Origin of the sequence: Streptomyces sp. NPDC088706, from assembly GCF_044752765.1 — a bacterium.
Lineage (GTDB): Bacteria > Actinomycetota > Actinomycetes > Streptomycetales > Streptomycetaceae > Streptomyces.
In genome coordinates this window covers 158,107-177,901 of sequence record NZ_JBIVLW010000006.1, presented here as the reverse complement: position 1 = coordinate 177,901, position 19,795 = coordinate 158,107, and the positions used below count along the sequence as shown (strand labels likewise).

Genomic DNA, 19,795 nt, shown 5'->3' with positions numbered 1-19,795 from the left:
GGGTGACGAGCCCGTACGGTGACGGGTGAGGCAGAGGGGGTCCGGTGGAAGCCGAGTTGACGGCACTGGCGGCATCAGGCGCGACGGCCTTCGTGGGGCTGATGGTGACCGAGGCGTGGAACCAGGCGCGCGGGCGGGTGGCTGGGTTCCTGGCCCGGGGCGAGGACAGCGACGCCGTGGACGCCGAGCTGGAGGAGTCCCGCGCGGAACTGATCGCGGCGCGTCGCAACGGCGACGAGGACGGCGCCGCGGACATCGCCGCCGAGTGGCGCGTGAGGCTCCGCCGCGCCCTGCGCGACAACCCGGAGGCCGCGGGCGAGCTGCGGGACCTCCTCGACGAACTGGCCCCCCACCAGCACGCCGCCCCCACGGTCTCCGTCACCAACAGTACCAACGGCGGTACCTACTACAGCCAGGTGATCCAGGGGAACGACATCTCCGGGCTCACCTTCAACGGCGGGGGCACGGTGGCGCCCCGGCAGGAACCGGGCACCGCGTGAGCGCCCCGGGCTCCGGCAACGGGTCCCGGCACACCGCCGCGCGGAACGACTTCTCCGGCACGAGCCACGGCCCGGTCGTGCAGGCCGCCACGATCCACGGCGGGATCACCTACCACGTCCAGCAGGCCCCGCCGCCCGGCGCCCGGGTCACACCGGACGAGATCCCGCCCCTGACCGTGCGGTTCGTCAACCGGACCGAGGACCTCGCCACGCTCGACGGCTGGCTGGCCCCCGGGACGGAAGACGGGGACGACGGCGCGAGCGTCGGTTTCGCCGCGCTGCACGGGCCGCCCGGCGTCGGCAAGACCGCGCTGGTGTCCCGCTGGGCGGAGCGGGGGCGGGACCGGTTCCCGGACGGCCAGATCTACGTGGACTTCGCCACCCTGCGGGGCGAAGCGCCGGGTGCGGACGTCTCCGAGGCCGCCCGGCGCTGCCTGCGGTCCCTCGGCGTCGACGAGGCCTACATCCCGGCCACGTTCGCGGAACGGACCCGGCTGCTGCGGAGCCGGTCCGCGGACCGGCGGCTGCTGGTCTTCCTGGACAACGTCTCCACCCCCGGACAGGCCGCCGCGCTGATCCCGAAGGGGAAGGGCAGCTGCCTGGTGGTGGCCGGTGGCGGCGGGCTCGGGGAGCTCGCCCTGGACGGGGCCCGGTTGATGCCCGTGGAGCCGCTCGACCGGGACAGCGCACGGGAGGTGCTCGCCGACCGGTGCGGGGCGGCGAGGATCGCGGCGGACCCGGAGGCGGCGGACCGTCTGGTGGAGCTCTGCGCGGGGCTGCCGGTGGCGCTGCACGTGGTCGCCGCCCGGCTGGCGACCCGGCCACGCCTCACCCCGGCGGCGCTCGCGGCGGAGCTGGCCGCGGAGCCGCGCCGACTGGCAGGAATGTCCCTCGGGAAGGAACGGTCCGTGGCCGCCGCATTCGATCTCGCCTACCGCGAACTCGCCCCGGAACCGGCCCGGCTGTACCGCCTGATGGGCTGGTACCCGGGAGCCACCTTCGACGCCGGAGTCGCGGCGGTGGCCTCGGGCCTGGACCCGCGACCCGCCGCCGAGGCGCTGGAGGCGCTGACCCGGGCCGGCCTGCTGGAGGAGACGGCGGACGGACGCTTCCGCTTCCACGACCTCGTACGGCTGCACGCCGCCGAACGGGCGACCGAGGAAGAGGTGCCGGCCGAGCGCCCCGCCCTGGTACGACGGGTGACGCTGCACTACCTCGCCCTGACCGCACTGGCCGACCGGGCCGTCCGGCTGGACCGGCTGCGGATCGCCGACCTCGCCGACTGGCTCTCCGAGGTCCGGGACCCCTTCGCCGTACCGGGCGCGCCCCGGCCCGTGGACTGGCTGGAGGCCGAGCACCGCAACATCCTCGGCGTGCTGCGGGCCGCCGCACGCGAGGAGACGCTGCACACGCAGGTGTGGCAGCTCGCGGAGGCGTTCACGGTCCTGTTCCTCCACCACCGGCACCTCGGGGACTGGCGGGAATCGCTCGAACTCGGCGCGGCCGCCGCCGCGGAGGCGCTGGTGCCCGCGGCCGAGGCGCGGCTGCGCAGCCTCCTGTCGCGCCCCCTGATGGACCTCGGCGAGTACGAGGCCGCCCGGCGCCAGCTGGACACCGCCCAGGCCTGCGCGGAGGTCTCGGGCGACCTGGTCGTCCGCGCCTCCGTACAGGAGTTCTCCGGACGGTACTGGGACCGCACCGACCCGGTCCGGGCCATGGCGGCCTACCGCGGCGCCCTTGAGTTGAACACGGCCGCGCACGAGGGCCGGGGCGCCGCCATCGCGGCGTACTTCCTCGGCTGCGCCCAGGACGCGGCCGGGGACTCCCGCGATGCCCTGGACACCTTGCGCGGAGCCCACGACGAGCTCATCGCCCGCGAGGACCGGCGGATGGCGGCCCGGGCCCAGGTGGCCATCGGGATCGCCCACGACCGTCTCGGCGAGACCGACGAGGCGGTACGGGCCCTGAGCGAAGCGGCCGAGGTCCTGCGCGCGCGGAAGGCGACCCACTACGAGGCCCAGGCGCTCGTCGCGCTGGCCGACATCCAGGAGCGCTCGCAGGGCGACCCCCAGGAGGTACGTGCCCGCCTGGAGCGCGCCCTGGAGATCTACGAGGCCGGGGGCAGCCCGCGCGCGCAGGAGCTGCTGCGGCGGCTGGCGGAAGGCGAGGCGACGGGATGACGCACGGAGCCGCGCCCGTTCAGCGGGGCGGGGCGTCCGGCGCCTGCGGGCGCAGCCGGAGCGCCACATCCTCGTCCCGCGCGCCGATCCGCAGGGCGACCAGAGCGTCGTCCAGCGGGGCGGCCGCGCGCAGCAGGGCGTAGACGGCCGCCGCGGGCAGACCGGGGTCCGTCGCGGGCCCGGTCATGGCGGCCTCCACGATCCGGCCGTCCCGCAGTCCCACCAGAGCGCCGCCCCCGGCCAGCGCGGTCGCCGCGAGGCGGCAGCCCGGCAGGCGGTCCAGGGTCTCGCCGATCCACCGGGCGCCCTGCGCCGCGGAGGGGGCGGGAGCGCCGCGCAGGAGCACCGAGGCGCTCTCCACCACCCGCCGGTCCGGCTCCCGCTCGTCGCAGGCGAGATGGCGACAACGTCCGGCCGCCTCGTCCTCGTCCACCTCGGCCTCCTGCCACGCGACCGCCGCGGGACGCCTGCGTACGGTGACGGCGGTCGGCCCGTCTCCCGGCAAGGCGGTCGTGGTGACCGACCAGGAGGTGGCCCGCGCGCCCGTCTCCCCGGGCTCGGCCAGGACCCATCGCGGCGGGGGAGCGGGCACCGGTTCGGGCAGGCCGAGCAGGTCGTACAGCGCGGTACGCAGTCGTGGCAGGGCGCGCCCCGGCTGGTCGAAGGCGCCCTCGGCGACCGCGCTGAAGCGCTCCGGCCGCTGGGTGGTGAGGGCGGACACGATCTGTCCGTGCACGTCGCCGCGCGCGTCGAGACGGGGCGCCGCCCGCCCGAGCGAGGCCACCGCCGTGCCGGCGACGGCCTCGCTCCCGAAGGCTCCCAGCAGGATCGGTTTGCCGAGCGCCGCACCGTACAGCGTCACCGACCCGTGGTCGCCCACGACCACCTCCGCCGCGACCAGCGCCGGGCGCCACGCGTGGATGTGCGGAACCAGCATCAGCCCCGCGTCCAGCGCGGGCGCCAGGAGATTGCGGATCTGCCAGGAACCGTGCCCCGACCAGACATTGGGATGGACGATCGCCGCCACCCGGAACTCGTCGTACGGCAGGGCGGCGAGCACCCGGGCCGCCAGCCCGGGGTCCTGCCCGATCAGCGACGTCGGCCCCCAGGTGGAGCTGAGCACCACCAGACGGTGCGCTTCGGGCACGCCGAGCGCCCGGCGGTAGGCGGCTGCCCGGTCCGCGCTGCCCAGCAGTTCGTCGTAGCAGGGGTCGCCGACGAGCAGCGTGCGCCCGGCCGCCTTCGGATGCGAGGAGAGCAGCTGCGCCTCCTGCCCCGGATGCGAGATCGCCAGCCAGGCCCTGCCGGATTCCAGCAGGCTGTCGGGCACGACCCCCGACAGCCGGTCCCCCGGCGCCCGGGAGTCAGGCACCTGCTTCTGGAAGCCGATGCCGTGGGGCAGCACCAGCACGGGGCAGTGGCCCGCGGGCACGTCGACGTTCTCGCTTGCGGTGAGGATCAGATCGGGTTCCGCGTGGCCCACCTGCTCCCACGGGATGACCCGGCAGCCCGCGTCGTGCAGCAGGTCCAGCACCCCGTCGTTGAACGCGGAGGTGGGGTCGTGGGCGAAGACGACGGTGATCCGGCCGTCGCCGCGGAGGAGGGCGGGCAGGCATTCGAGGACCCGTACGGTGGAGGTCACCGTACGGGCCGCTACGACCAGGGTCTTCTCACCGCGAAAGGTGCTCCATCGCCCGGCGTCGGTCCCGACGGGAACGCGGAAAGGCTGGCTAGCGTGCATGGCCACCCCGAGAGGCTACGGGCACACCGCCCACGCGCGGCTCGCGGCTCGCGGCTCGCGGCTCGCGGCTCGCGGCTCGCGGCTCGCGGCTCGCGGCTATTGTCGGCTTATCGCATCTCAAGCGGCGCTGCAACCGTTCCGGGTCGGGCGGGCAAGTGGCGGTCATATTGTACGAGCACCGCCGCTGACGGGACTGCCGCAGGTCAACAGTTCCTCCCCACCCTCGCGCCCCCACCAGGGCCCTCGGACCTCGGAGCGGCGAAGCGCACCGGAGCCCGGAAGCGGGCCTTGCGGGCGGCCCGGCGGAAGGTGGCCAGGACGGCGGGGCCGGCCAGGGTGACGCAGACGAAGTTCGTGACCGCCCGCCCGGTGTCCCAGCCGAGCGAGGTCGCCACGTCGAAGGCGAGATAGCGCTGCCACTGCTCGGTGAAGGGCAGGCCGGGAAGGTAGGCGATGGAGCTGTCCGGGTTTACCGAGAACGGCCAGAAGGACAGGTTCAGCAGGAAGCCGAAGAGATAGCCGGAGAGCGAGCCGTAGACGGCGAGCATCATCACCTCGCGGCGGCCCGTGGCGCGGGGCAGCAGGCCGGCCAGCATGCCGACGAACGCGCAGCCGAACATCTGGTACGGCATCCACGGGCCGACCCCGCCGGTGATCAGCGCGGAGGCGAACAGGGACGTGCAGCCCAGCGTGAAGCCGAAGCCCGGACCGTAGACGCGGCCCGCCAGGACCAGCACGAAGAACACCGTCTCGATCCCCGCCGTGCCCGCGCCCAGCGGACGCAGCGCCGCGTTGACGGCGGAGAGCACTCCGAGCATCGCCAGCGCCTTGGAGTTGATGCCGCCCTCGGCGATCTCGGAGATCACCACGCACAGGACGAGGACCAGCAGGACACCGAAGATCAGCGGCGGGGCGTAGTTGGCCCCCAGCCGTCCCGGCGCGACCAGGAACGGCCAGAAGAAGGCGACCAGGCCGAGGAAGGCGGCCAGCGCGATGACGATTCCGGCGCGTGGGCCGATGCGGATGGCTCCCGCCGAGCGCCCGTCGAGATCGGCGAGTTCCTTCATCCTGCCGCCTCCTCGGCCCGCAGGACGGAAGTCACTTGATCCACCGTCAGGTACGGCAGTGGCGCGAGGATCTTCGCCACCTGCGGGGCGAAGACGGGGGAGGCGACGATCACTTCCGTGGTCGGACCGTCCGCCACGATGTCCCCCTCGGCCATCACGACCACCCGGTCCGCCGCGCGGGCCGCGAACTCGACGTCATGGGTGGAGACCACCACCGACCGGCCCCCGGCGGCCAGTTCGTCGACCATGGAGATGAGCTGGGTCTTCGCCCGGTAGTCGAGCCCCCGGGTCGGCTCGTCCAGCAGCAGGACCCGCGGCGCCGCCGTCAGCTGGATGGCGAGGACCAGCGCCAGCTTCTGGCCCTCGGAGAGGTCGCGCGGGTGCGTGGCCCCGTCGATGCCGGGCGCCAGCCGGTCCAGGATCGCGCGGGCGGAGAGGCTACCGCCGTCCCGGGGCGCCGACTCCGTGTCGGCCTGGGCGAGTTCCTGCTCGACGCTCTCCAGGTAGAGCAGATCGGTGGGGGTCTGCGGGACGAGACCGACCAGCTGCCTGGCCTCGGCCGCGCTGAGGTTCTTGGGGTCGCTGCCCTTCGCCGGGGTGCGCTAGCCCTCCGCGTGTCCCCGGTCGACCCGTACCGTACCGGACTTGCGTGGCCCCGAACCCTGGAGCGCCCACAGGAGTGACGACTTGCCCGAGCCGTTGCGGCCCATCAGCGCGGTGATCTCGCCGTCCCGCAGATCCAGGTCCACCTCGCGGACCGCCGCGACATCCCGGTACGCCACCGTGATCCCGCGCGCCGTGAGGAGGGCCGGGCCCGGCTCCTCCGGCACCGGGCGGACCGGCGGGGGCGGAGTGGTCGCCAGGGCGGTGCGCAGCGGGGCGGCGGCCCGGCGGGCGTCCCGGACGGAGAGGGGCAGCGGCGACCAGTGCGCGGCGCGGCCCAGCTCCACGATGGGCGGCGCGATCGCCGACGCGGCGAACACGGCCGCGCCGCCGATCACCGCCACGAGGGCGGCCGTCGCCGCGACGGGCAGCACCGAGCCGGAGTCGTGCCGCGCGTCCGCCGCCGGGGCGGCGTCCACCACCTTCGCCCCGCCGCCCGGTGGCGCCGCCGTCCCGCTCGGCGAGGCGGGGGCGGCGGAGGCGCTGGGTGAGGGGGACGGAGAGGCGGACGGGGACGGGGACGCGCTGGCGGAGGCCGACGGGGACGCGGTGGCCGACTTCGTCGGGACCGCCGCAGGCGGCGGGGCCTGGCCACCGCCCGGCCGCTGCGCCGTGCGTACGGGATCGGGCCGCGGCTCGGGCGCCGGATCGCCGCCCGAGGGGCGCGCGTTGTGGGCACGCAGCTGGTTCGGCGTCAGCGTCGGACGGCCCTTCGTCCCCTCGATGTTCGTCCCGCCGAAGATCCACAGGTCCACGCTGCCCGGCCGGGGCCGGTAGCTCATGGCGCCGAGCTGGCTGTACTCCCAGGTGTTCTTCCCGGGGTTCGCGTGCCAGTACGACCAGTAGGCGGAGGCGGGCGGAGTGAGGACGCAGTCCTCCTGCTGGGGCGTCGGGTACTGCTTGCCGCCCTGGTGGCCGCTGTGGCCGATCCGGCAGATGAACGCCGGCCCGTCGTGCCCGGTGCCGGTGGTCTGCCAGCCGCCCTGGTTGAGCAGCTGGTAGCCCGTGGTCGGCGTCGTACCGCACGAGCGGTAGACGGGACCGCCCCAGTGACTGAAGTCGACGGCCAGGACGACGCCCGACGAGGTCGTGCACCGGCCGATCGGCTGCGGCGCCGCCGCTGCCGGGGAGGCGGGCGCGAGGAGCGCCGCACCGGTGAGACCGAGGACGGCCAGGGCATGGCCGAGGGTCCGGCGGAAGAAGCGGGTCCTCACAGGTCACCGCCCGCGGCCGTACGCCGGTTGCGGGCGGCCACGACCGTGCCGCAGCCCGCCAGGACGAGTGCGGCGGCCGCTCCCGCGAGACCGAGCGCCCGCACACCGGTCGAGGCGAGACTGCCGCCGGGACCACCCGCGTCCACGACGGTCCCGCCCGTGCTGTCCCCGGGCGTGACGATCACCGGGGCGGAGGAGGAGGGCACCGGATTCGGCGTCGTACCGTCCAGGCTGCGGGCCAGCACACCGAAGGAGATGCCGGTCGCACCGCTCACGGCCTGTGCGGAGGCGCGGAGGTTGGAGCCCCGCTGGCCCTTCTTGGCCGTGTTGAAGCCGCCGTCCTTGTTCTGCTGCGAGGCGAGGAACTTCACCGCCTTCCCGATCTGCTCGCCGTACTTCCCGGCGTCCAGGGACAGGCCCTGCACGGCCAGTGCGGCCGAGTTCACCGAGTTGCCGGAGGCGCCCGGGAACCCGCCGTCCGGCAGCTGCCGGGACGCGATCCAGGTCAGCGCCTTGTCCACGGCGCCGGCGTGGGCCTCGCCGGGGGTGAGGTCCAGCGCCATCGCGGCCATCGCGGTGGAGTCCACGTCCGAGTCGCCCGTCGTGGGGATCAGGCTCGGCCAGGCTCCCGAGGGATGCTGAAGCCCCGCGAGATAGGCGATCGGCCGCTCGGCGGCCCGCGCCTCGCCCGCCCGCACCTGGGCCATGATGCCGAGGGCCTGGCCGAAGACGGACTGCGCGTAGGTGTAGGCCCCCTCAGCGTCGCAGCTGACGTCCGGTTCGGCGCTCCTGCCGGCACAGACGGCGTCGGCCAGACCGGCGATCAGGTCCTTGCCGCCGAAGTCGCGCGGGTCGCGGTCGACGACCTGGGCGAGCAGGGCCGCCTTGCCCATCGAGCCGCCCATGGCGTACCGGGTGCCGACCTTGGTCCAGTCGTGCAGCGTACGGGCCTCGCGGTCCTTGCCGCCCTGGTCGAGGAAGTCCACCATCGTGCGCAGCGTGTCGTTGTCGTGGCCGGTCGCGGCCAGCGCGAAGGCGCCGTCGATGGTGAGGCCGACGTCGGCCCGCCCGATGGTGCCTTGCGCGTCGTCGTAGTAGCGGCCCCGCAGGAGGTTGACGGGGCTGGTGAGGAAGGCGACGCCCCTTTCGAGGTTCGGACCGCCGGCCGGCGGCCTCGTCGTGGCCGGCGGGGGAGCGGTCGGCGGCTCGGTGGGCTCGGGCGCCCTGGTGGTCAGGGTGACGAGGTCGGTGCCGCTGCCCGCCAGCACGGCGGGGGCCGTCGCGTAGAGGGCGCCGTCCGTGGCCCCCTCGTCGATCCCGAAGCCGCCGCCCGCGAGTTGCTCCCGCGACAGCCACCAGACCGCGGCGTCGGCGGCACGGACCTCACCGAGCGCGCGCAGCGCCTGCGCCGCGTAGGCGGTGGCCGGGACGGAGCCGGTGGTGGCCCCGTTGGACGGGGGGTAGGCCCCGCTCCTCAGCTGCGCCTTCTTCAGGTACGCGAGCATCCGGGCGACGGCGGTGTCGTGGCCGCCGGCCTCGGCCAGCACCTGGGCGACCAGGCCGGTGGTCATCGGGTCGCCGTCGCAGTACTCACCGGCGCTGATGAGGATGCTGGTCACCGAGCCGTCGTCGCAGATCAGCTGGGTCAGCCGGGTCACGGTCCCGGCCGGCGGCACGACCCCGCCCCGCAGCGGTGCCAGCACGGCCAGCGCCTGGCCGTCCCCGTACGTGGCGCCGTGGAAGTCGCCCTTCGCCGTGCACCCCGGGGCGGGGCCGGCCGGGCACACGTTCTTCTTCCGGTCGCCGAGCAGGTCGTGCCCGCCGACGTCGCGCGGGTCGCCCTCGGTGATCTCCGCGAGCAGCGCCAGCCGGGCGGCGGCGGTGGCGTCGGGCGCCTCCCTCGGGCCCGCCGGGTAGGCGTACGCGTCGGTGCCGGCGGCGAGGCGGGCCACCACCTTGTCCAGGGCCGGACTCCTGCCGCCGGCGGCGGCGAGCGCGTACGCGGCTTCGGTGGTGAGGAGGTAGTTCGGGGACTCGGAGCCCTCGTCCACCACGTGGGTGCCGCCGCGCAGCTGCTTCGCCACCCAGCGGGCCGCCGCCGGCACGTCGATCTTCCCCACGGGCACGCTCGGGCCGTCCGTCGGATCCGTCGGGTCCGGCGGGACGCCGCCGCCCGCGCGGACGTCGTCGGGGGTGAAGGCGGGCCGGCCGGTGGAGCCGCCGATGTCCGTGCCGCCGAACACCCAGGCGTCCACGTCCCCCGCCTCGGGCGTGCGGCTCATGGCGCCGAGCGAGCTGTAGGACCAGTTCGCCTGGCCGGGCGAGGCGATCCAGTACGACCAGTAGGCGGTGGCCTGCGGGGTGAGGACGCACTTCTCGGTGCGGGGAGTCGGGTACCGCGTACCGGAGTTGAAGGCGCCGTTGCCGATGCGGCAGATGAAGGCGGGCCCGTCGTGCTGGGTGCCCTCGGTGGTGAACCCGCCGTCGCGCAGGAGCTCGTAGCCGGTGGTCGGGGTGGTGTCGCAGCCGCGCACCACCCCGCCGCCGAACGGGCCGAAGTCGACCGCCACGACGGCGCCACGGGTGGCCGTGCACTGATCGAGGGGATCGGCCGCCGCCGGAGCGGCGCCGGTGACGAAGGCCACGCTCGCGGCGAAGGTCACCGCCGCCGCCGAGAACAGCGAGAGGAGTCTCCTGCCGGCCGTGCGCCGGTCGTGTTGCTGGACCTTCGGCGACAACGTGAAGCGTCTGCAGGGCCGCTGACCCCCGAGCCCACCGTGCCCCCGGTCCCGCCCCGGACCGGGGGCGCGGTGCTGTCCCGGCCGGGCCGCGACGGGGGGAAGGCGTGAACCCGTCACGCACCGATGCGGGGCAAGGGGACAGAATCGGGTACGGATCGGGGTGATCGTCCGCCCCGGGACGGCGGCCCGTTCCCCCCGGGCCGGTGATGACGAAGAAGCAAGAGGAGACCCGATGGTGCACGCACGGGCCGGGCAGCCGGCGCAGTCAGCGGACCTGGTCGACGTGGCACGGCTGGTGACGGCCTACTACGCCCTCCACCCCGATCCGGCCGAGCCCGCCCAGCGGGTGGCCTTCGGCACCTCGGGCCACCGCGGCTCCGCCCTAGCCGCGGCCTTCAACGACGACCACATCGCCGCCACCACCCAGGCCATCTGCGACTACCGGGCCCGCCAGGGCACCGATGGGCCGCTCTTCCTGGGTGCCGACACCCACGCCTTGTCCGAGCCGGCCCGGGTCACCGCCCTGGAGGTCCTCGCCGCCAACCGCGTCACCGCCCTCATCGACAGCGAGGACGGCTACACCCCCACGCCCGCCGTCTCGCACGCCATCCTGACGTACAACCAGGGGCGCACCGAGCACCTGGCCGACGGCATCGTGGTCACCCCGTCGCACAACCCGCCCGCCGACGGCGGCTTCAAGTACAACCCGCCGAACGGCGGCCCGGCCGCCTCCGACGCCACCTCCTGGATCCAGGACCGGGCCAACGCCCTCATCGAGGCCGGGCTCGGGGAGGTCCGCCGGATCCCGTACGCCCGCGCGCTGGCCGCCGACACCACCGGCCGGTACGACTTCCTGAGCCGTTACGTCGACGACCTGCCCTCCGTCCTCGACCTGGACGCCGTACGGGACGCGGGCATCCGGATCGGCGCCGACCCGCTCGGCGGCGCCTCCGTCGCGTACTGGGGGCGCATCGCGGAGCGGCACCGGATCGACCTCACGGTGGTCAACCCGCTCGCCGACCCCACCTGGCGGTTCATGACGCTGGACTGGGACGGCAAGATCCGGATGGACTGCTCGTCGCCGCACGCCATGGCCTCGCTGATCGAACAGCGTGACGCGTACGCCATCGCCACCGGGAACGACGCCGACGCCGACCGGCACGGCATCGTCACCCCCGACGGCGGCCTGATGAACCCCAACCACTACCTGGCCACCGCCATCGACTACCTCTACACCCACCGCGAGGGCTGGCCCGCCGGAACGGGCATCGGCAAGACGCTGGTCTCCTCCTCCATGATCGACCGGGTCGCCCACGACCTCGGCCGCACCCTGGTGGAGGTCCCGGTCGGCTTCAAGTGGTTCGTCGAAGGACTGTACGACGGCAGCCTCGGTTTCGGCGGCGAGGAGTCGGCCGGCGCCTCGTTCCTGCGCCGCGACGGCCGGGTCTGGACCACGGACAAGGACGGCATCCTGCTGGCCCTGCTCGCCTCGGAGATCACCGCCGTCACCGGCTCCACCCCGTCCCAGCGGTACGCGCAGCTCACCGCCCGCTTCGGCGACCCCGCCTACGCCCGCGTCGACGCGCCCGCCACCCGCGAGGAGAAGGCAGTCCTGGCCCGGCTCTCCCCGCGGCAGGTCAAGGCCGACACCCTGGCGGGCGAGCCGATCACCGCCGTCCTCACCGAGGCGCCGGGCAACGGAGCCGCGATCGGCGGCCTCAAGGTCTGCACCGACAGCGCCTGGTTCGCCGCCCGCCCCTCGGGCACGGAGGACGTCTACAAGGTGTACGCGGAGAGCTTCCAGGGGCCCGGACACCTCGGCCAGGTCCAGGAGGAGGCGCGCGCCCTGGTCTCGGAGGCGCTGGGCAGCTGAGTCCGTATGCCTTCGAGAGCCGGCCGCTTCGCGCGGCGGGCCCTCAGGCGCCCGGCACGGTGGGCTGTACCTGGCGGAGTAACGTGGCGTTGTCCGGGGTGCGGCGGACCTTGTCCAGCAGCGCCTCCAGGGCGCCATGGCCGTCCCGGGCGTGCGGGGCGCGGCGCAGCGCCCGTACGGTGGCCGGCTCGGCGGCGCCCGTCAGGAGCTCCTCGCGGCGGGTGCCGGAGCGGGCGATGTCGACGGCCGGGAAGACCCGCCGGTCCGCGAGCGGGCGGTCCAGGCGCAGTTCCATGTTGCCGGTCCCCTTCAGCTCCTCGAAGAAGAAGTCGTCGGCGCGGGAGCCCGTCTCCACCAGCGCGGTCGCCAGGATCGTGAGCGAGCCGCCCTCCTCGGCGGAGCGTGCCGCCCCGAACAGCTTCTTGGGGCCGGCCAGGGCCGCCGCGTCGACGCCGCCGCTCAGGGTGGCCGCCCGCGCTGGTGTCCAGGAGCCCGGCGGCCCGGACGGGGCGCGGCTCACGTACGACGGGGCGTTCGAGGTACGGCTCACCGGAAAACGCGCCGAGGCGGTGCGGCCCCGGTGCTGCCGGGTCCGCACCGCCCTCGGAAGAACTGTCTGCTGCCGCCGTCCGCTCAGGCGGTCACCCCGAGCAGCGGCGCCCAGGCCTCCAGGGCCGGCTTCTCGGCGAGATCGGCGAAGGCCACCTCGATCCCGTGGTCGCGGCGCCAGGCGGCGGCCAGGGACATCAGACGGACGGAGTCGAGCCCGTAGTCGGCGAGGTTCTCGTCGAGCGGGATCTCCTCCGGCTCCTCGCCGAGGATGTCGGCGACATCGGCGCGCAGCTGCTCCAGCGTCAGGGCCACAGCGGTCACTTCCCTTCGAAGACGGCTCGGGTGGTGGTGACGACGGCACACTTGCCGGCCGCCCAGCGCAGCGCCATCGCGTGGTCGTCGGCGGAGAAGTCCGCCACGGCGTCGGCCACCACGAACGCCTGGATGTCCTGCATCCAGGCGTCGCACGCGGTCATCAGGACGCCGATGTGGGCGTAGACACCGGTGAGGACGATCTGGTCGCGGCCCTGCTCGCGCAGCCGCTCCAGCAGATCGGTGCGGACGAAGCCGCTGTACTTCCACTTGGTGATGACGGTGTCGCCGCCCTCGGGCGCGACCTCGTCCGCGATGGCCGCCGCGTGCTCGTCGGCGGGCAGGCCGGGGCCCCAGAAGTCCTGCTGGAGCCCGCGCTCCCCGGCGCTCTGGCCGCCGGGCTGCGCGGTGTAGAGGACCGGCACGCCCAGGCGCGCCGCCTCCTTCTTCAACTCGGCGACATGCGCGAGGAGCTCGGGCACGGGAGCGGCCTGCCGGTCGTACGCCGACAGGAAGTAGTTCTGCAGGTCGTGCACGAGGAGCACGGCGCGCGCCGGGTCGACGGTCCAGTCGACCCGGTTGGCGGGCAGCTCGTCGGCGGCCGGCATGGGGTAGGGGGTGATGGCGGGCAGAGCCATGGTGGAGAGGGTTCCGTTCGAAAGGTGCGGGGACGTGCGGCGGAAACGTCAGAGGGCGGGAGCGGGAGTGGGAGCGGCGGTGCGGGCGGCGGCGTTGCGCAGGTCCTTCTTGGAGACCTTGCCGACCCCGGTCTGCGGGAACGCGTCGACGAACTCGACCCGGTCCGGCACCTTGTAGGCGGCCAGGCCCCGTTCCCGTACGAAGCGTTTGATGGCCACCGCCTTCAGCGGACCGGCGCCCGAGCGCAGGATCACGTACGCGCAGACGCGCTCACCCAGATACGGGTCCGGCTCGGCCACCACATTGGCGTCGTGCACGGCCGGGTGGGCGAGGATGTGGTTCTCCACCTCCTCGGCGGCGACCTTCTCACCGCCCCGGTTGATCTGGTCCTTGGCACGCCCCTCCACGACGATGTGGCCGGTCTCCGTGACCCGCACGACATCGCCGGTGCGGTAGAAGCCGTCCTCGGTGAAGGAACGGGCGTTGTGCTCGGGGGCGTTCCAGTAGCCGCGGATCGTGTACGGGCCCCGGGTCAGCAGGTGCCCCGTCCCGCCCGGCGCCACCTCGCGGTCCTCGTCGTCGACGACCAGGATCTCGTCGTCCGGCGAGATGGGCCGTCCCTGCGTGGTGACGATGGTCTCCACCGGGTCGTCCAGACGCGTGTAGTTGACCAGCCCCTCCGCCATCCCGAAGACCTGCTGGAGCGTGCAGCCGAGCGCGGGACGCACCCGGCGGGCCGCCTCCTCGCTGAACTTGGCGCCGCCCACGAGCAGCACGTCCAGGCTGCTGAGGTCGTGCGCGGAGCCGGGCGCGGCCTCGGTCCACAGCAGGGCCAGCGGCGGCACCAGGCCCGTGATGGTCACGCCCTCGCGCTCGATCAGCGGGAAGGCCACCTCGGGCGAGGGCTGCGGGCAGAGCACCACGCGCCCCCCGGCGTACAGGGTGCCGAGCGAACCGGGGGAGGAGAGCGGGAAGTTGTGGGCGGCGGGCAGCGCGACCAGGTAGACGCTGTTCTCGTCGACCCCGCAGATCTCGTTGGAACCCCACAGCGAGTAGATGTAGTCGTCGTGGGTGCGCGGGATCAGTTTCGGTACGCCGGTGCTGCCGCCGGAGAGCTGGAGGAAGGCCAGGTCGTCGGGGCGCGGCCCGCCGTAGCCGACCGGCTCCTCGGCCACCTCGGCCAGCGCCTCGAAGTCGCCGGGGTCCCCCTGGGCGACGAACACATGCCTCAGCGTGGGGACCTGGGCGCGGGTCTTCGCCGCCAGCTCCCGGTAGTCGTAGCCGCCGCTCTCGGCCGCGATGACGTAGGCGACCGCCCCGGTGAACTCGCAGAAGTAGGCGATCTCGGTCTCACGGTGGGCGGGCAGCGCGAAGACCGGCAGCGCGCCGATCCGGAACAGCGCGAAGACGACCTCGAAGAACTCGGCGATGTTGGGGAGTTGCACCACCACGTTGTCGCCTTTGGCGATGCCGCGGGCGAGGAACCCCGCCGCCAGCCGGTCGGCGCGCCGGTCGAGATCGGCGTAGGTCCACCGGCTCCCGGCCGCCGGGTCGACGATCGCGATCCGGTCCGGGTGCTCCTCGGCGCGCTGCCGCAGCATCTCGCCGAAGGTCTCCCCGCGCCACCAGCCGGCCGCCCGGTACTTCTCGGCGAACTCGGCGGGCCAGGTCGGTGCCGCTTGCGTACTCACAGCTCGGCTCCCACGGCGCTGAGGAAGGTGCGGAACTTGGCGCCGGTCTCGGCGGTCTCCGCCTCGGGCTCGGAGGCGGCGACGATTCCCGCGCCCGCGTAGAGGCGCAGCGTGCGTTCCTCGGCCTCGGCGCAGCGGATCGTGACGACCCATTCGCCGTCGCCGTGGGCGTTCCCCCAGCCGACGACACCGGTGAAGAAGCCGCGGTCGAACGGCTCGGTCTCCGCGATGACCTGACGGGCCGTCTGCGTCGGCGTGCCGCACACGGCGGGCGTCGGGTGCAGCGCCATCGCCAGGTCCAGCGCCGAGGTGCCGGGGGAGGAGAGGGTGCCGGTGACCGTGGTGGACAGGTGCCACATGGTCGCCGTGCGGATCAGCGTCGGCCGGGCCGGGACGGTCATCCCGGTGCAGTGCGGGGCGAGCGCCTGGTGGACGGCGTCCACCACGACGGCGTGCTCGTGGAGGTCCTTGACCGACTCCAGCAGCGTCGCGGCGCGGCGGACGTCCTCGGCGAGGTCGTCGCTGCGCGGGGTGGACCCGGCGAGCGGGTTGGCGACGACCTGGTTGCCGTGGCGGGAGACGAGCAGCTCGGGGCTGGCGCCGATCAGGGTGCGGGCGGGACCGGTCGGCAGGGCGAAGGTGTAGCCGGACGGGTCGCGACGGGCCAGGCGCTGGAGCATCGCGGGCAGGTCGAGCGGGACGCCGGAGGTGAGTTCCAGAGTGCGGGCCAGCACCACCTTGCTGAACTCGCCACGCCACATGCGGGCCACGGCGGCGGCGACGCCCTCGCCGTAGACCTCGGGCGCGGGCACCGGGCGTATCCGCCAGTCCGCGGTGGCGGAGAGGCCGGCGGGCAGGGCGATGAGCGGGTCGGAGGCGAGCGGCGGGGCGGTGCGCACCGACGCCGGCACGTTGAGCGCGGCGGGTGCCGTGTGGTCGAACGGGATGGCGCCGATCACCACGGGCGATTCCTGTCCGGCGGCGACGGCCTCGGCCAGGGTGGCGTCCACCCGGTCGGTCAAGGGTCTCTCGTCGTGCGGGACTTCGCGCCCCGGTCCGCGTGCGAGCAGGGTGCGTCCGGGCGTGGCGAGGAACGTGTCGCCCGGTGCGTAGGCGTCCAGGAGCGATGTGGCCGCTCCTACGGCGGGGTGGGCCGGATCGGCCGGGGGGACGTGCGTGGCGACCTGGGATGCCGTCGACACGGGGACTCCATTCTCGATGGTCCCGTCAGCGGGTGCGGGGGGCTGGTGGGAGGGTGAAGTGGGTCAGAGGGAACGTGCGGGGGCCGCCGGTCAGCGCAGGGTCGCGCCGCCGTCGACGTACAGCTCCTGGAGCGTGATGTGGCGGGCGCGGTCCGAGGCGAGGAACGCCACCGCGTCGGCGATGTCGGAGGGTTCGGCGATCCGGCCGAGCGGTATGCCGGTGCGGTACGTCGACGGGTCCCCGTCGATCACCCGCGCCTCGGCGCCCGGGTCGGTCCACAGCGCACGCTGCATGGCGGTGTCGGTGGAGCCGGGGGCGACGACGTTGCAGCGCACGCCGCTGCGGGCGAGTTCGAGGCCCAGACACTTGGTGAACATGGCGGCGGCCGCCTTGGAGGAGGCGTAGGCGGCCATGCCGGTACGCGGAATCCCGGCGGCGTTGGAGCCGACGGTGACGACGCAGCCGGCCTTCCGGGCCGCCATCAGCGGGGCGACGCTCTGCGAGACGTGGAAGACGCCGGTGGTGTTCACCGCGAAGGTGTCCGCCCAGTTCTGGGTGGAGAGCCCGGTCGCCGGACCGGTGCGCAGGATGCCCGCGACGTTCACCAGGATGTCCACCGGGCCCAGTTCGCGTTCGACGCGGGCCACGGTGTTCTCCACCGCGACACGGTCCGTGACGTCCATCACATACGATTCCAGACAGCCCGCCGACCGCTCGCCCGCCGGCAGTTTCTCCTGCCGCCGGGGCCAGTCGGCGGCCAGCGCCTCGATGCTGTGGCCGGCCCGGTCGGTGGCGGCCACCTGGGCGCCGAGGTCGGCGAGCAGTTCGGCGACAGCGGCTCCGATGCCCTGTCCGGCACCGGTCACCAGGGCCGTGCGGCCCTCGAACTCGCCACTTCTGCCCGGTATGTGCTCAGGCATGAAACAACCTCCCCCTGGGTGTTAGGTAAGGGTAACCTAAATTGAAACGACTGCCCAGAAGGGTGTCGAGCCGTCGATATGCGGTTAGGTTAGCCTCACCTTATGCAAACGCCGCACGCGGGGGCCACGGCCTCGGCTCCCGAACATGACTCCTCGACCGCCCAGTTGGACGGAGGGGAGAGCGAACGGAGGGCGAAGACACCGCCCGCCGAAGCGGAGGAACCCGCTCCGGAACCCGGCTCCAGACCCGGTTCCGTACCCGGTACGGAGACATCCCCTGGTACGGAGACATCCCCGGGTACGGAGACATCCCCGGGTACGGAGGCGGCCGTGGGCGCGCCTGCGACCGGTCGCCGGACCGTGGCGTTCGCCGTCGCCGGTCTCGCCGTGGCCGTCCTCCTGCTCAGCGGCCTCTCCCTCTCCATCGGCGCGGGCGAGGTCGGCGTCGGCGGCGTGCTCGACTATCTGCTCGACCGGGACGGGGCCCGCGACAACGCCCGCCTCTCCCTCGTCGTCGGCGACCTGCGCCTCCCGCGCACCCTCACCGCGCTGCTCGTCGGCGCGGCGCTCGGGGTGGCCGGATGCCTGCTCCAGGCGGTCACCCGCAACCCGCTCGCCGAGACCGGGCTGCTCGGCGTCAACGCGGGCGCCTCCCTCGGCGTCGTGGCGGGCATCGCGCTCCTCGGCTTCGACTCCGGTTACGCCTACCTGGTCTGTGCCTTCGTCGGTGCGGTGGTCGCCAGCGGCCTGGTCCTCCTCATCTCCGGACGGCGCGGCGGCGGCTCTCCCATGCGCCTGGTGCTCGCCGGTGCCGCGCTCGGCGCCACCTTCGGCGGGCTCACCAGCGTCATCGTCGTCAACTCCGCCGAGACCTACGACAGATTCCGCTTCTGGGTCCTCGGCTCCCTCGCCGGGGTCGAGGGCTTCGGCGAACTCGGCCGCCTGGCCCCCGTCCTCGCCATCGGATTCCTCGTCGCCCTGCTCGTCGCCCGCCCGCTCTCCGCCCTCGCGCTCGGCGACGACCTGGCCCGCAGCCTCGGCCACCGGCCGCCCGTCATCCGCACGGTCGTCGCCGTCGGCGTCACCCTCCTGACCGCCTCCGCCGTCGCGCTCGCCGGGCCCATCTCCTTCCTCGGCCTGCTCGCCGGATTCCTCGCCCGCGCCATCGCCGGCACCCGGCTGGCCGCCCGCCTCCTGCTCGCCGGACTCATCGGCGCCTGCGTGCTGGCGATGTCCGACGTCGCCGCCCGCGTGGTCTCCCGGCCCTTCGAAGCCCCCGTCTCCGTGATCGTCGCCCTCATCGGCGCCCCCGTCCTCATCGCCATCGTCCGCTCCCAGCAGCTGGCCACGATGGGCATGACGGAACCGGCCACCGAGGAGCGCGCCCCCGACCGCCCGCGCCGCCTCAAGCTCGCCCTGCCCCGCCCGAAGGGCCGTACTCCCAAGGCCGTTCGCGTCCGTCCGCCGGACACCCTCGTCGTCCGCCGCGGCCCGGTCTCCCTGCTGGTCACCCGGCGCGCCGCCCTCGCCGCCCTCGCGCTCGCCGCGGCCCTGCTGCTCGCCGTCGTCCTCTCCGCCTACGCGGGCCAGAGCGAGATGGGCGTGGCTCGCACCTTCCGCGCGGTCTTCGGCCAGGGTGACCGCTTCGACGTCCTGCTCGTCCAGAACTTCCGTCTCGGCCGCATCGTCGCCGGACTCACCGCCGGCGCCGCCCTCGGCCTCGCGGGCTGTCTCACCCAGACCCTGGCCCGCAACCGCCTGGCCACCCCCGAACTCCTCGGCGTCAACGACGGGGCCACCGCCGCCGTCCTGCTCTCCGTCACCCTCAGCGCCACCGGCACGTTCGGCGCCTGGTGGGCCGGACCGATCGGCGCCCTGGTCGCCGTCGTCGTCGTCACCACCGTCTCCGGCGGCCTCGGCCAGCGCGGCTACCGCGTCCTCGTCGTCGGCCTCGCGATGTCCGCCCTGGCCTCCGCCATCACCCAGGTCGTGCTCTCCCGCCGGTCTCTCAGCTCCGCCGGCTCGCTGTACGTCTGGACCTCCGGCAGCCTCAACGGACGCAGCTACTCCGTCGCCGTCCCCGTCCTCATCGGCCTCGCGGTCCTCGTCCCCATCAGCCTCGCCGTCGCCCGCCACCTGGGCGTCCTGCGCTTCGACGACGCCACCGCCTCCTCCCTCGGCTCCGCGCCCGGCCGGGTCCGCGCCCTCGCGCTGCTGCTGGCCGTCGGCCTCGCGGGCCTGGCGGTCGGCATCTGCGGTCCGGTCGGCTTCGTGGCGCTCGCCTCACCCGTCATCGCCTCCCGGCTCGCCGGCCCCCTGCGGGTCCCGCTGGTCGGCTCGATGCTCACCGGCGCCGTCCTCGTCGTCGCCGCCGACACCCTCGGCCGGATCGTCTTCGACGGCGTCGAACTCCCCGTCGGCATCGTCACCACCGTCCTCGGCGGCCCGTTCCTGCTCTGGGTCCTCCTCGGCCGCTCCGCCGCCACCCGCGTCTGAAAG

Annotated in this window: 12 protein-coding genes and 3 pseudogenes; 4 read left to right on the top strand and 11 right to left on the bottom strand. The window is 74.2% G+C overall.

Annotation, left to right across the window (positions count from 1 at the left end):
- The first annotated feature begins 44 nt into the window (after positions 1 to 44).
- Together ACIQAK_RS17490 and ACIQAK_RS17485 are read left to right on the top strand one after the other, a co-directional pair.
- A complete protein-coding gene (locus tag ACIQAK_RS17490) occupies positions 45 to 500 on the top strand; it encodes a hypothetical protein (RefSeq protein WP_366389486.1) in 456 nt (151 codons plus the stop codon).
- Positions 497 to 2,680 (top strand): tetratricopeptide repeat protein, encoded by a 2,184-nt coding sequence (locus ACIQAK_RS17485; RefSeq protein ID WP_366389487.1) that lies wholly within the window; start codon positions 497 to 499, stop codon positions 2,678 to 2,680. The genes ACIQAK_RS17490 and ACIQAK_RS17485 overlap by 4 nt, the downstream gene beginning before the upstream one ends.
- Before the next feature lie 19 nt (positions 2,681 to 2,699).
- On the opposite strand, the gene ACIQAK_RS17480 is transcribed toward ACIQAK_RS17485, so the two are convergent.
- The 5 genes and pseudogenes from ACIQAK_RS17480 to ACIQAK_RS17460 all read right to left on the bottom strand — a co-directional run bounded on the left by ACIQAK_RS17480 (position 2,700) and on the right by ACIQAK_RS17460 (position 10,103).
- Entirely contained in the window at positions 2,700 to 4,421 is a 1,722-nt protein-coding gene (locus ACIQAK_RS17480) for a hypothetical protein (protein ID WP_366389628.1), read from the bottom strand.
- 203 nt (positions 4,422 to 4,624) lie between these two features.
- Complete coding sequence (locus ACIQAK_RS17475; RefSeq protein ID WP_366389488.1) at positions 4,625 to 5,488, bottom strand: ECF transporter S component; 864 nt, start codon at positions 5,486 to 5,488, stop codon at positions 4,625 to 4,627.
- Positions 5,485 to 6,477 (bottom strand): annotated as a pseudogene (locus ACIQAK_RS17470) (ATP-binding cassette domain-containing protein); the annotation flags it as partial. The gene ACIQAK_RS17475 and the pseudogene ACIQAK_RS17470, both read right to left, overlap by 4 nt.
- Positions 6,460 to 7,365: pseudogene (locus ACIQAK_RS17465) on the bottom strand (hypothetical protein); the annotation flags it as partial. The pseudogenes ACIQAK_RS17465 and ACIQAK_RS17470, both read right to left, overlap by 18 nt.
- The gene (locus tag ACIQAK_RS17460) at positions 7,362 to 10,103 is read right to left on the bottom strand and encodes a prenyltransferase/squalene oxidase repeat-containing protein (protein WP_401848294.1); all 2,742 of its coding nucleotides are present in this window, start codon (positions 10,101 to 10,103) and stop codon (positions 7,362 to 7,364) included. The pseudogene ACIQAK_RS17465 and the gene ACIQAK_RS17460, both read right to left, overlap by 4 nt.
- Before the next feature lie 235 nt (positions 10,104 to 10,338).
- Between ACIQAK_RS17460 and pgm the strand changes: the two genes are divergently transcribed.
- Entirely contained in the window at positions 10,339 to 11,979 is a 1,641-nt protein-coding gene (gene pgm, locus ACIQAK_RS17455; protein ID WP_366389489.1) for a phosphoglucomutase (alpha-D-glucose-1,6-bisphosphate-dependent), read from the top strand.
- A 43-nt stretch (positions 11,980 to 12,022) separates the two neighbouring features.
- Here the strand turns inward: pgm and ACIQAK_RS17450 are convergent.
- The 6 genes and pseudogenes from ACIQAK_RS17450 to ACIQAK_RS17425 all read right to left on the bottom strand — a co-directional run.
- Positions 12,023 to 12,457: pseudogene (locus ACIQAK_RS17450) on the bottom strand (transcription termination factor Rho); the annotation flags it as partial.
- Between the two features lie 155 nt (positions 12,458 to 12,612).
- Positions 12,613 to 12,852, bottom strand: a complete 240-nt coding sequence (locus ACIQAK_RS17445) for a phosphopantetheine-binding protein (protein WP_366389490.1) — start codon at positions 12,850 to 12,852, stop codon at positions 12,613 to 12,615.
- Positions 12,849 to 13,481: an isochorismatase family protein gene (locus ACIQAK_RS17440; RefSeq protein WP_366389491.1), complete on the bottom strand. Its 633-nt coding sequence runs from the start codon at positions 13,479 to 13,481 to the stop codon at positions 12,849 to 12,851. The genes ACIQAK_RS17445 and ACIQAK_RS17440 overlap by 4 nt, the downstream gene beginning before the upstream one ends.
- A gap of 48 nt (positions 13,482 to 13,529) precedes the next feature.
- Positions 13,530 to 15,173, bottom strand: coding sequence for a (2,3-dihydroxybenzoyl)adenylate synthase (locus tag ACIQAK_RS17435; protein ID WP_366389492.1), 1,644 nt, complete (start codon positions 15,171 to 15,173; stop codon positions 13,530 to 13,532).
- On the bottom strand, positions 15,170 to 16,375 hold the full coding sequence (dhbC, locus tag ACIQAK_RS17430) for an isochorismate synthase DhbC (RefSeq protein ID WP_366389493.1): 1,206 nt from the start codon (positions 16,373 to 16,375) through the stop codon (positions 15,170 to 15,172). Before dhbC ends, ACIQAK_RS17435 begins: the two co-directional genes overlap by 4 nt.
- A 90-nt stretch (positions 16,376 to 16,465) precedes the next feature.
- A complete protein-coding gene (locus ACIQAK_RS17425; protein ID WP_366389494.1) occupies positions 16,466 to 17,296 on the bottom strand; it encodes a 2,3-dihydro-2,3-dihydroxybenzoate dehydrogenase in 831 nt (276 codons plus the stop codon).
- 102 nt (positions 17,297 to 17,398) lie between these two features.
- Between ACIQAK_RS17425 and fhuB the strand changes: the two genes are divergently transcribed.
- Positions 17,399 to 19,792, top strand: coding sequence for a Fe(3+)-hydroxamate ABC transporter permease FhuB (gene fhuB, locus ACIQAK_RS17420; protein ID WP_366389495.1), 2,394 nt, complete (start codon positions 17,399 to 17,401; stop codon positions 19,790 to 19,792).
- The last annotated feature ends 3 nt before the right edge of the window (positions 19,793 to 19,795 follow it).